At 63.5% G+C, this 12,058-nt stretch carries 12 protein-coding genes; 3 read left to right on the top strand and 9 right to left on the bottom strand.

All coding sequences use genetic code 11. The features are described from left to right. Window positions 1-47: 47 nt before the first annotated feature. The 5 genes from F2P45_RS05705 to F2P45_RS05685 form a co-directional block, all read right to left on the bottom strand. Complete coding sequence (locus F2P45_RS05705) at window positions 48-1,598, bottom strand: alpha-N-arabinofuranosidase (protein ID WP_166871335.1); 1,551 nt, start codon at window positions 1,596-1,598, stop codon at window positions 48-50. 50 nt (window positions 1,599-1,648) lie between these two features. Next, window positions 1,649-2,416 (bottom strand): SDR family NAD(P)-dependent oxidoreductase, encoded by a 768-nt coding sequence (locus F2P45_RS05700; RefSeq protein WP_166871333.1) that lies wholly within the window; start codon window positions 2,414-2,416, stop codon window positions 1,649-1,651. 84 nt (window positions 2,417-2,500) lie between these two features. Next, window positions 2,501-4,072: an aldehyde dehydrogenase (NADP(+)) gene (locus F2P45_RS05695; protein WP_166871331.1), complete on the bottom strand. Its 1,572-nt coding sequence runs from the start codon at window positions 4,070-4,072 to the stop codon at window positions 2,501-2,503. Then, window positions 4,069-5,061: an AraD1 family protein gene (gene araD1 / locus F2P45_RS05690; protein WP_166871329.1), complete on the bottom strand. Its 993-nt coding sequence runs from the start codon at window positions 5,059-5,061 to the stop codon at window positions 4,069-4,071. Before araD1 ends, F2P45_RS05695 begins: the two co-directional genes overlap by 4 nt. Before the next feature lie 52 nt (window positions 5,062-5,113). After that, window positions 5,114-6,853, bottom strand: a complete 1,740-nt coding sequence (locus tag F2P45_RS05685; protein ID WP_166871327.1) for an IlvD/Edd family dehydratase — start codon at window positions 6,851-6,853, stop codon at window positions 5,114-5,116. Between the two features lie 225 nt (window positions 6,854-7,078). Here F2P45_RS05685 and F2P45_RS05680 point away from each other — a divergent pair, with 225 nt between their 5' ends. From F2P45_RS05680 to F2P45_RS37200, 3 genes are read left to right on the top strand one after another with little or no spacing between them, the layout of a single operon-like run. Beyond that, window positions 7,079-7,312, top strand: coding sequence for an antitoxin Xre-like helix-turn-helix domain-containing protein (locus F2P45_RS05680; protein ID WP_166871325.1), 234 nt, complete (start codon window positions 7,079-7,081; stop codon window positions 7,310-7,312). Then, window positions 7,296-7,514, top strand: a complete 219-nt coding sequence (locus tag F2P45_RS37205; protein WP_188130092.1) for an antitoxin Xre/MbcA/ParS toxin-binding domain-containing protein — start codon at window positions 7,296-7,298, stop codon at window positions 7,512-7,514. Before F2P45_RS05680 ends, F2P45_RS37205 begins: the two co-directional genes overlap by 17 nt. 30 nt (window positions 7,515-7,544) lie before the next feature. Further along, entirely contained in the window at window positions 7,545-7,685 is a 141-nt protein-coding gene (locus tag F2P45_RS37200; RefSeq protein ID WP_187367146.1) for an RES domain-containing protein, read from the top strand. A 48-nt stretch (window positions 7,686-7,733) separates the two neighbouring features. Here the strand turns inward: F2P45_RS37200 and F2P45_RS05665 are convergent, their stop codons facing one another. The 4 genes from F2P45_RS05665 to F2P45_RS05650 are packed head-to-tail and all read right to left on the bottom strand — an operon-like array spanning window position 7,734 to window position 12,017. Next, on the bottom strand, window positions 7,734-8,594 hold the full coding sequence (locus F2P45_RS05665; RefSeq protein ID WP_188130091.1) for an SMP-30/gluconolactonase/LRE family protein: 861 nt from the start codon (window positions 8,592-8,594) through the stop codon (window positions 7,734-7,736). Beyond that, entirely contained in the window at window positions 8,594-9,655 is a 1,062-nt protein-coding gene (locus F2P45_RS05660) for an aldose epimerase family protein (protein ID WP_166871321.1), read from the bottom strand. The genes F2P45_RS05665 and F2P45_RS05660 overlap by 1 nt, the downstream gene beginning before the upstream one ends. Before the next feature lie 30 nt (window positions 9,656-9,685). Then, a complete protein-coding gene (locus F2P45_RS05655) occupies window positions 9,686-10,630 on the bottom strand; it encodes a glycoside hydrolase family 43 protein (protein ID WP_166871318.1) in 945 nt (314 codons plus the stop codon). A 19-nt stretch (window positions 10,631-10,649) separates the two neighbouring features. Then, window positions 10,650-12,017 (bottom strand): MFS transporter, encoded by a 1,368-nt coding sequence (locus F2P45_RS05650; RefSeq protein WP_166871316.1) that lies wholly within the window; start codon window positions 12,015-12,017, stop codon window positions 10,650-10,652. Window positions 12,018-12,058 lie beyond the last annotated feature (41 nt).

Genomic DNA, 12,058 nt, shown 5'->3' with positions numbered 1-12,058 from the left:
CGGGGACGACGGGGCGGTGGTGCGAATGGCAACGCTGTCCGCAGTAATCAGCCTTCCAGCGCCACCACCACAACCGCTTTCGCCGGCACGGTCACCGTCAGTTTACCGCCATTCGCCTTGGCACTGAACGGCGCCGGCTTGATGGCTTGCGGGTTCTGGAAGGTGTTGTGCGCGTCCATTGCCGTTGCCGTCAGCACGCGGCCAGTCGCCGCCGCCAACTGCTTACCCGACACATTGACCACCACATCCGCCGGCTTGCCCGGATTGGTGTTGACCAGCGACAGGTACAGCTTGCCATCCTTGGCCCGCGCCGCCGACGCGCTGATGCCGACAATCGTGGTCTCGCCCAAGGTGTAGGCCGTGTCGTCCGCCACCGTCAGCGGCAACGAGGTCGCATCCTGGAACGGCACGTACATGTGGAAGGCGTGATAGGTCGGCGTCAGCAGCATCTTGTCCTTTTCCGTCAGAATCATGGCCTGCAGCACATTGACCATCTGCGCAATATTGGTCATGTGAACGCGGTCGGCGTGCTGGTGGAAAATGTTGAAGTTGAGCGCGGCCACCACCGCATCGCGCAAGGTGTTCTGCTGGAACAGGAAGCCGGGCGTGGTGCCGGTTTCCACGTCGTACCAGGTGCCCCATTCATCCACGTACAAGCCAATTTTCTTCTCGGGATCGTTCTTGTCCAGTACGGCGATATTGTTCTTGATCATCGAATCGATTTTCAAGGTATTCGCCAGGGTCGAGATCCAGTGCGGCTCGGCGAAACCGGTGGCTGCGCCCTTGCCTTCCCACTTGCCGGTCGGGATGGTGTAGTAGTGAAAGCTGATGGCCGAGGTTTGCGCCTTGGCGTTCTTGCTGATCACATCGGTCCACTTGGTGTCGTGATCGTTACCGCCGCTGGCGATCATCAGGGGCCGGCTTTCCTTCGGCGCCTTGAGCATCGTCTCGTAATTCTTGTACAGATTGGTGTAGTGCTCGGGCGTCATATTGCCGCCGCAACCCCAGGCCTCGTTGCCGATCGCGAAGTAGGCGACCTTGAACGGCTTGTCGCGCCCATTCTTGCGGCGCAGGTTGGCCAGGCTCGATTTGCTGTCGGAGGTCATGTACTCGACCCAGTCCGCCATTTCCTGCACGGTGCCGGAACCGAGGTTGCCGTTGACGTAGGCGTGCGCGCCCAGCAGGTCGACCAGGTCGAAAAATTCGTGCGTGCCGACGGCGTTGCTCTCTTCCACCCCGCCCCAGTTGGTATTGACCTTGACCGGACGCTTGGCGCGCGGGCCAATGCCGTCTTTCCAGTGATATTCATCGGCGAAGCAGCCGCCCGGCCAGCGCACCAGCGGCACGTGCAGTTGCTTCAGGGCGCCGACGACGTCGTTGCGCCAGCCCTTGGTGTTCGGAATTTTGGAACCTGGGCCGACGTACATGCCTTCGTAGATGCCGGTGCCGAGGTGCTCGGCGAACTGGCCGTAGACGTTCTTGTTGATGACCGGGCCTGGCTTGCCGGCGTCGATGGTCACGTTGACCGCGGCGAACGCCGGCCACGCGCTGACGGTAAGCAGGCTGATGGCGGCGATGCTGCGTTGGATGATGTTCATGCTTGTCTCCTGAATCGTTTTTGTTTTGGGTGTTATGTTGGAAAGCGGGGTCAGATCCAGCCGGCGTCGACCACGAAATCCTGGCCGGTGCACATGGCGCTGTCGTCGGAGGCGAGGAACAGGATCATGGCCGAGATGTCGTCCGGCATCAGCGGACCGGGCAGGCACTGGTTGCGCTTGATGTCGGCCTTGCCGGCTTCATCGACCCACAGGTCGAGCTGGCGGGCGGTCATGACCCAGCCGGGCGTGACGGTGTTGACGCGGATGCCGTGGGCGCCGAAGTCGCGCGCCAGGCCGCGGGTCAGGCCGACCGTGGCCGCCTTGGTGGCGGTGTAGACCGGGTAGCCGCCGTTCTTGGCGTGCCACGACATGGAGCCGACATTGATGATGGAGCCAAGGCCCTTCTTCTTCATGCCGGCGAGGACCGACTGGCAGGTGAAGAACATGGGGCGCTGGTTGATGGCGATGCGCTGGTCGTAGAATTCGACACTGACGTCTTCGGTCTGGTGGCGCTGGTCGTTGGCGGCGTTGTTGACCAGGATGTCGAAGTCGCCCAGCTGCGCGGCCAGGTCGGCCATGGTCGCTTGCAGGGCGGGGATGTCGGTGATGTCGCAGTGGCGGAAGAGCGGTGCCGGGGCGCCGGATTCGGCGACGCGCAGGCACAGCGCTTCGCTGGCGTCGCGCACGATGTCCACGAAGGCGACCTGGGCGCCCTGGGCGGCGAACGAGGCGACCAGCGACTCGCCGATGCCAGTGCCGCCGCCGGTGATGAATACCCGTTTGCCTGACAGGCTCGGGTAGGTGGCTGATTTTTTCATGGTGTCTCCAACGTTTTTCCGCCGTCGTCCCCGCGCCAAGGCGGCCCTCGGCGGGGACGACGGACCTTTAGTAGCTGCGGCGATTCAGGACTTCGTCAACGCCCCATCCCGGCGGCGCCACACGCCCTCATGATCGTCGCGCAGCACTTCCGGCAGCAAACTCTGCGCCAGGTTCTGGTAGCACACCGGCCGCAGGAAGCGCTGGATCGCCGCCGTCCCCACCGAGCTGCTGCGCCCGTCCGACGTCGCCGGAAACGGTCCGCCATGCACCATCGCCGTCGATACTTCCACGCCGGTCGGCATGCCATTGGCCAGGATCCGGCCAACCTTACGCTCCAGCACAGGCAGCAAGGCACGCACCAGTTCGGTGTCGCCCTCGTCCATCTGCACGGTCGCGGTCAGTTGTCCTTCCAGGCCTTCCGTGATGGCGCGCATTTCCTCGACGCTGTCGCAGGCGACCAGCAGCGATGCCGGTCCGAAAATCTCGCCATGCAGCGCCTGTTCGCTCAGGAACGCCTTGCCGCTGGTGCGGAACAAGGCCGGACCGCCCTTGCCTTCCGTGTGCGTCGCTTCCTTCAAGGAATCGACCGCCTCGTGCTGCGCCAGCTTGTGCACGCCCCTCTGATAGGCCGAAGCGATGCCCGCCGTCAGCATGGTCCCCGCGTCGATGCTTGACAAAGCCTGCGCCGCCTGGTCGGCAAAGCGGTCGAAATCCGGACCTTTCAAACCCAGCACGAGGCCGGGATTGGTGCAGAACTGGCCGACGCCCATGGTCATCGAGCCGGCAAAGGCGGTCGCGATCTGCTCGCCGCGCGCGGCCAGCGCCGATGGCATCAGGTAAAACGGATTGATGCTGCTCATTTCCGCATACACAGGAATCGGCTGCGGACGCGCGGCGGCCACGGCCATCAGCGCTTGTCCGCCCGAACGCGAGCCGGTAAAGCCAACCGCCTTGATCGACGGATGCGCCACCAGGCTCTGGCCGATGCCGTTGCCGGTGCCGGTCAGCAGCGCGAACACGCCTACCGGCAGCTTGCACAGTTCAATCGCCTTGAGCACGGCGCGCGCCACCAGTTCGGAGGTGCCCGGATGGGCGGAATGGGCTTTCAGCACGACCGGGCAGCCGGCCGCCAGCGCGGCGGCGGTATCGCCACCGGCCACCGAAAACGCCAGCGGGAAGTTACTCGCGGCGAACACGGCAACGGGGCCGAGTCCAATCATGCGCAGGCGCAGGTCGGGACGCGGCAGCGGCTGGCGCTCCGGCAAGGCGCTGTCGATGCGCACGTCGGCCCACGAACCTTCGCGCAGCAGTTCCGCGAACAGCTTCAGCTGGCCCGTGGTGCGGCCGCGTTCGCCTTCGAGACGGGCGCGCGGCAGGCCGGATTCGGTCATTGCGCGTACGATCAGCTCGTCGCCGAGTTCCAGGATCTGGGCCGCGATGGTTTCCAGGAAAGTCGCGCGCGCTTCATTGCTGCTTGCGCGGAACGGATCGAAAGCCGCTTCCGCCAGGCGGCAGGCTTCATCGATCTGGGCGGCGTCGACCATGTAAAAGGACGGCGCGATCGGCGCGCGGGTGGATGGATCGACAGCCTGGAACGCGCCGCCGTTGCCGCGGACGGCGTGTCCGCCGATCAATGCTTCACCGGTAATGGTCATAAAGCGTGTACTTTCGTAAAGGTGGATTGCTCACGGTCGAGGCGGTTGCGCAGGGCCGGGCCGAAGACGGGAGATGCGATCTCGAATGTTTCGCCGGCCAGGACCGTGATGTTGTCGGCCACGCTCAAGGTGGCGGTGCCGAAGAAATGGATGTGGACGTCGCCGGCGCGGTTGAACAGGCCGTACTTGAAGTGGTGGTATTCCAGGTTGGCGATCGAGTGCGACATATTCTGCTCGCCGCTGACAAAATCCTTTTCCCAGCGCACGGAACCATCGGCCGCGATGATGCGCGAGGTGCCGGCCACATGCGCGGGCAGTTCGCCGGCCAGCAGCGCCGGGCCGAGGCCGCAATTGCGCAGCTTGGAGTGGGCCAGGTACAGGTAATTCTGGCGCTCGGTCACGTGGTCCGAGAATTCGTTGCCGATGGCGTAGCCGAGGCGGTGCGGCTGGCCGTCGTCGCCGATCAGATACAGACCGGCGATTTCGGGCTCTTCGCCGCCGTCGAGGGCGAAGTCGGGCATCAGCAAAGGCTGGCCGCTGGCGCGCACCACCGAGCCGTCGCCCTTGTAGAACCATTCCGGCTGCACGCCGCGCGCGCCGTCGGCGGGCTTGCCGCCTTCCACGCCCATGCGGAACATTTTCATGCTGTCGCTCAAGGTCTCGACATCGCCGCCGATTTTCTTGTGCATGGCGTCGCGCGTGTCGGCGCTGCCGAGGTGGGTCAGGCCGGTGCCGGTGACGTAGCAGTGGGCGGCATCAAGATGGTCGAGCGGCGCCAGCAGGCGGCCGGCGGTCGCGACCGCCTCAAAGGAATGGATCTCGGCGCCGATGGCGGCGGCGGCCAGTTCGGCCAGCGTGGTCTTGCTTGCGATGGCTTTTTGCGCCAGGGCGTAGGTGCTGGCATAGCCATCGACAACGCGCAGCAGGTCTTGTTCGAGCACGGCAACGCGGCGGGCGCCGGCTTCATTGGTAAATTGGACGAGTAACATGATGTGTCTCCGTGTCACCGGCTGGTGTCAGGTCTGACACCAGCCGTGGATGTTAATGGGAATGGCGTGGCACGGCCGAGCCGCGGCTGCCGAGCAGGAAGTCGAAGTCGCAGCCTTCATCGGCCTGCAGTACATGGTCGATGTACAACTTCTGGTAGCCGCTCTTGGCCACCGGCGCTTGTGAACCGGCACGGGCCGCCAGGCGGCTGGTCATTTCTTCGTCCGAGATATCCAGGTTCAGGCTGCCGTTGTGGCAGTCGAGTGCAATGAAGTCGCCATCCTGCACGATGCCCAGCGGTCCGCCGGCCATCGCTTCCGGCGCCACGTGCAGCACCACGGTGCCGTAGGCGGTGCCGCTCATGCGCGCGTCCGAAATGCGCACCATGTCGGTCACGCCCTGGGCCAGCAGCTTGGGCGGCAAGCCCATGTTGCCAACTTCGGCCATGCCGGGATAACCCTTCGGCCCGCAGTTTTTCATGACCAGGATCGAATCGGCATCGACATCGAGGTCCGGGTCGAGGATGCGGTTCTTGTAGTGCTCGAAATCCTCGAACACGACAGCCTTGCCGCGATGTTTCATCAGGTGCGGCGAGGCGGCCGACGGCTTGAGCACGGCGCCGCGCGGCGCCAGGTTGCCGCGCAGGATGCAGATGCCGCCATCCTCGATCAGCGGCCTGGCCAGCGGACGGATCACCTCGTCGTCGTGGATCGGCGCTTCTTCGCAGTTCTGCCACAGGCTCTTGCCGTTGACGGTGAGCGCGCCCTTGTGCGGCAGCAGGTCGCCCTCGCCCAGGCGGCGGATCGCGCCCGGCAGGCCGCCGGCGTAGTAAAACTCTTCCATCAGGTAGCGCCCGGACGGCAGCAGGTCGACGATGGTCGGGGTGCCCTTGCCGATCGCAGTCCAGTCTTCCAGTTCGAGCGGCACGCCGATGCGCCCGGCAATGGCTTTCAGGTGGATCACGGCGTTGGTCGAGCCACCGATGGCGGCGTTGACCTTGATCGCGTTCTCGAACGCTTCACGCGTCAGGATCTTGGACAGGCGCAAGTCTTCCTGCACCATCTCGACGATGCGGATGCCCGACATGTGCGCCAGCACATAGCGGCGCGAGTCGACGGCGGGAATGGCGGCATTGTGCGGCAGCGAGGTGCCGAGCGCTTCCGCCATGCAGGCCATGGTCGAGGCCGTACCCATGGTGTTGCAGGTACCGGCCGAGCGCGACATGCCGGACTCGGCGGACATGAACTGGTGCAGGGTAATGGTGCCGGCCTTCATCTGTTCGTGCAACTGCCAGACGGCGGTGCCGGAACCGATGTTCTTGCCGTTCAGCTTACCGTTGAGCATCGGGCCGCCGCTGACGACGATGGTCGGCAGGTCGACGCTGGCCGCGCCCATCAGCAGGGCCGGCGTGGTCTTGTCGCAGCCGACCAGCAGCACCACGGCGTCCATCGGATTGCCGCGGATCGATTCTTCCACGTCCATGCTGGCCAGGTTACGGGTGAGCATGGCGGTCGGGCGCAGGTTCGATTCGCCGTTGGAAAACACCGGGAACTCGACCGGGAAACCGCCCGCTTCGAGGATGCCCTTCTTGACGTGTTCGGCCAGTTGGCGGAAATGCGCGTTGCAAGGAGTCAGTTCGGACCAGGTGTTGCAGATGCCGATGATCGGCTTGCCTTGAAACTCGTGGTCGGGGATGCCCTGGTTTTTCATCCAGCTGCGGTACATGAAACCGTTTTTATCCTGGGTGCCGAACCATTCCGCGGAGCGCAGTTTCGGCTTTTTCGTCTCAGACATGTATTCCTCCTGGTTGTTCTGATGCCGTCTCGAACTCATGTCGTCGTTCGGCAGCGATAGAGGAATACTAAAGATTCTTGGGATGCCTTTCCAATCACTTTTTTGGCGATAGTGATATCGATAATGATATCGAACTCAATCTGCAAAGCTGGATCTAAATGTAGAGTAGCCAGATGACGTCATCTGGCAATGAGACACGATTCCCCCATCCTGACTGGAGAAACCATGGCCTATTCCATCATTGACGACACAAGTATGCTCTCCGACACGATTGACGACGCTTTTGCGGGCGATACGTCGGTCGTCATCAGTCGACTGCGCAGTGGAACCCCTGCGAGCGTGATTTCTGCGCTGGCAAGCCGTTTTGGCATCACTCAGGAGAGACTGCTCGACCACCTGCGCCTTCCACCGCACACCCTGACAGATCGCATTCACAAAAACCTTGCTGTCGTCGACTGAGCAGGACCGCCTGTACCGAGCGTACCGCGTTTGGAAACGAACGCTTGAAGTTCTTGACGACGAAGATTCCACCCGGCGCTGGATCGTCCGAATCAATCGCTCTCTCGGCGGCGAAGCACCGCTTGCGTTGCTCGACACGGAAGTCGGCTACGAACTGGTGCTCGACACACTCGGGAGAATTGAGTATGGGGTAGTGGCATAGTGCGCGGGCACGGCCAGATCGTATGGCGCATTGCCAGGCACACAGCCAAGTACCACGCAACCGAGGCTAGGAGGCGGCGGAGCGAAATTGACCGGTGGGAGATGGAATAGCAAGGGCATGCCTGTCGTATACGCTGCTACGTCTATTTCATTGGCAACGCTGGAGAGATAGACTTGCCTTGCAAGGATCGCTGCGGTCACACAGCACGGGAAGCACGCGTCAGCAAACAAACCGGCTCTCCGGCAGTCCCCGCACGCCCGGCATGGTCCCCGTGAACAAGCCGCCATCGGCCGCCCCCGGCGCCGCCAGCCCCACCCGCGCGCTGGTCGCGTACAGCTGATCGAGCAGCGCGCCGCCGAACGCCACGCAGCTCGGCTGGCTGGCCGGCAAGGCGACGCTGCGGTCGATGCTGCCGTCCGGCGCATAGCGCACCAGCTTGCCCGCTCCCCACTGGGCGTTCCACACATACCCGCGCGCATCCACGCACGATCCGTCCGGCTCGCCCTCGCCCTCCACCTGCGCAAACACGCGCAGGTTCGACAGCGCGCCGCTGACCACGTCGTAATCGCAGCAGCGGATCACCCGGTCCGGCGAATCGCAGTAGTACATGGTCGCGCCGTCCGGACTGAAACAGATGCTGTTGGCAATCGCCACATGCGGCAGCTGCAGGAGCTCCAGGCGCAAATCGCGGTTGAGCCGGTAAAAGCTGCCGATCGGCAGGCGCGGCTCGACTTCGTTGAAGGTGCCGAACACGAAGCGCCCCTGGCGGTCGCAGCGGCCGTCATTGAGGCGCGTGCTCAGGCCGGCCTCGACCTCGCAGATGGACGTCACGACTCCGCTGTCCAGCTCGAAAAACGCCAGCCGCGTGGCCAGCCCCACCAGCAAGCGCTCGTCGTGATCGGTCAGGGCGAACGAGGCCAGCCGTTCCGGCATGGTCCAGCTGCGCGTGACGCCCGTGGCCGGATGATGCGCCCACAAGGTCGAACCGAGGATATCGGTCCAGAATACCCGCCCGCTGCGCTCGCACCACAGCACGCATTCACCCAGCGCATTTTTCGCGTCGACCATTAATTCAAGCATCACTTCTCCACCGAAAATTTGTACCGGGATACGGTCGCATATTCTTCACCGGGACGCAAGATGGTATCCGGAAAAGCGCTCTGGTTCGGCGAATCCGGGAAATGCTGGGGTTCGAGGCAAAAGCCGCTGCGATAGCCGTAGGCCTGGCCCTTGCCCGTCAAACTGCCATCGAGGAAATTGCCGCTGTAAAACTGCACCCCCGGTTCCCCGGTGAACAGTTCCAGCACCCGGCCCGACACCGGCTCATGCACGCGCGCGGCCAGGGTCATCGCCTTGCGCGCCGGCTTGTTGAGCACGAAATTGTGATCGTAGCCACTGCCGTGGAGCAACTGTTCTTCATCGTTGCCGATGCGCTCGCCAATCGCGTGCGGCGTGCGGAAGTCGAACGCGGTGCCTGCCACCGGCGCCAGTTCCCCGGTCGGAATCAGGGTGCCGTCGATCGGCGTATACGCATCGGCGTCGATCCGCAGCAGATGGCCGAGGATGTCGCCCTTGCCGGCCAGGTTGAAGTACGCGTGCTGGGTCAGGTTGACCGGCGTGGCCTTGTCGGTCACGGCGTCGAAGGTCACCACCAGTTCGTTGCCGGCGGTCAGTTCGTATACCACGGTCACGTCCAGCGTGCCGGGATAGCCCTGTTCGCCGTCCGGGCTGCGGTAGATCAGGGTCAGGCCGACCGAGTCGCCTTCCTGGAAAGGAATCGCGCGCCACAGCACGCGGTGGTAGCCCAGCTCGCCGCCGTGCAGATGATGCGCGCCGTCGTTGGCCGGCAGTTGCACCACCTGGCCGTCGAGCGTGAAGCGGCCGTCGCGCAGGCGGTTGCCGTAGCGTCCGATCAAGGCGCCGAAGTACGGCGACTCCTTCACATACGGCGCGACGCTGTCGAAGCCGAGCGTGATGTCGGCCAGCGCGCCGTGGCGGTCGGGCGCGTGGATTTCGGTGATGATGCCGCCGAAATTGGTGATCTTCACCACCAGCCCGTTCGGATTGGTCAGGGTGAACAAGGTGGCCGCCCTGCCGTCGGGCAGGTGGCCGAATGCGGCTTGCGTGATACTGGCTTGCACGGTGCTCCTCGTTAGATTGGTCCAGGCGAGTCAAGAGAGTGAGGGGCGTCCGAACACGGGCATGCCCTGCTCGTCCCATCGCAATGGCTTGACGAAGGTGTGGCGGTCGGGGTTCCACAGGGGGTCGCCGACGATCTCGGTGTAGGTACGGGCATGGTACACCAGCATCACCGTGTCGCCATCCTCGCCATAAGTAAAACTGTTGTGGCCCGGGCCGTAGATGCCGTGCTCGTAGCAGGTCTGCAGCACCGGCTCGGGCAGCTTGGTCCACGCTGCCGGATCGAGCGGGTCGGCGTTGTCGTCGGCCCACAGCAAGCCCATCGCGTAGTTCTCGTCGGTGGCGCTGGCCGAGTAGCTGATGAAGATCTTGCCGTTGCGCTTGAGCACGGACGGCCCTTCGTTGACCCGGAAGCCGCGGATTTCCCAGCCGAACTCGGGTTTGCTGAGCATGACCGGCGGGCCGCCCAGCTGCCACGGCGTGGCCATCGGCGCGATGTAGAGGTTGGAGTTGCCTTCGATGGCCTCGTGCTTTTGCGCCCACAGGTAGTACAGCACGCCGCCGTGCGTGAACGTGGTGGCGTCCAGGCAAAAGGTGTCGATGCCGGTGTCGATTCGACCCATGAATTCCCACTCGCCTTCAAGCGGATTGGCGCTGGTGTTGCGGACGGCGTACATGCGGTGCTGGAACAGTTTGTGTTTGATCTCACGGCTCGGGGCGGCGGCGAAGTAGACATACCACGCGCCCTGGTTGAAGTGGATCTCCGGCGCCCACAGCAGTTCGCTGTACGGTCCCGAATCCGGTTTGCGCCATACATCGACCGCGGGCGCGCCCGCAAGTTCCGCAATCGTGCGCGCGCGGCGCACTTCGATGCGGTCGTATTCCGGCACCGAGGCGGTGAAATAGTAATAGCCGTCGCTGTGTTTGTACATGAACGGATCGGCGCGTTGCTCGATCAGGGGTGTCAGGATCTGCATGATGATTGGGTCTGGTAAATTAAGTGGTGGCGAAGCCGGCGCTGCGCAGGTCGGTCTTGACCTCGTCGTAGTAGCTGTCGGTGATGCGGTACTTGAACATCAGCATGCCCATCAGGAAGTGGAAAAAACCGGGGATCACGGTCAGCATCAGCGCGATGCCGCTCAGCGCCAGCGGGCTTTGCGCCTGGTTCGGCACGTACTGGAAATACGTCAGCAGCAGGCCGACCATGCCGCCGGCCACAGCCATGCCGGCCTTCTGGCACACCGAAATACCACCGAAGGCAAAGCCGGAGACGCGCTTGCCGGTCTTGACGTGGCCGTAGTCGATGGTTTCGGCAATCGCCGACCAGAACACCGGCGCGTGCAGGTCGACCACGAACGAGAGCAAGAAATACAGGACAAAGGCCAGCACCATGTCGCCCGGCTTGATGGCGACGTACATCAGCACGCTGATCAGGGCCACGCCGATCTGGGTATAGCGGAACAGCTTGACCTTGCAGTAGGACTTGGTGATCCAGGTCGAGGCCACCATCGACAGGATCGCCGCCGCCACGCCGGTCGACAGAAAGGCCGCCACGGTATCGGTGTCGCCGCCGAGGTAATACATGGCGTAGTAGATGGCGACCGAGCCGCGCACCACGTAGCCGACGGTGCCGGTCAGGCACACGCCGCACAGGATCAGCCACTGGTCGTTGCGCATCAGCAGTTTGAACTGTTCCATCAAAGGCTGGCGCTCGACCACGTGGATCACCCGTTCTTTCGTAGTGAACACGCAGAACAGGAACAGGCCCACGCCCATCACCGCCATCAGCGCCATCGCGGCCTGGTAGCCGACGGCCAGGTCCCCCGCGCCCCATTTTTCCGCCAGCTTGGGCACGATGATGGTCACCATGAAGGCGCCGACCTTGGCGAAGAACAGGCGGTAGCCGTTGGCCGAGAGGCGCTCCTGCGGATCGCTGGTCAGTCCGCTGATCAGGGAAATATACGGAATGCCGACCCCGGCCGTCATCAGGGTCATCAGGATGTAGGTCGAGTACGCCCACACCAGCTTGGCGTCGTAGCCCCAGCTTGGCGTGGTGAACACGAAAAACACGCTGACGCCATAGGGAACGCACAGCCACAGCAGCCATGGCCGATAGCGCCCGAAGCGGGAAGTGAAGCGGTCGGTCACCTGCCCCATGGCCAGGTCGGCCACCGCGCCGACCACCTTGACCACCACGAACAGCAGCGCCAGGTGCTCGGTGCGCAGGCCGTAGATGTCGGTGTAGAAGAAGGTAATGAGCAGCATCATCGACGAGATCACGACGTTGAGCGCCATGTCGCCGGTACCGAAGCCGACTTTTTCGAGCGTGGATAATTTCTGGGAATTCTTATCGAGCGTATTCATGCAAACTTTCTCAGCCATACAAGGACAGAAAGCGCTGCGTT

It is taken from the genome of Massilia mucilaginosa (assembly GCF_011682145.1).
In the GTDB taxonomy this organism is placed as follows: Bacteria; Pseudomonadota; Gammaproteobacteria; order Burkholderiales; family Burkholderiaceae_D; genus Telluria_A; species Telluria_A mucilaginosa.
This window is presented reverse-complemented; position numbering and strand designations above follow the sequence as displayed.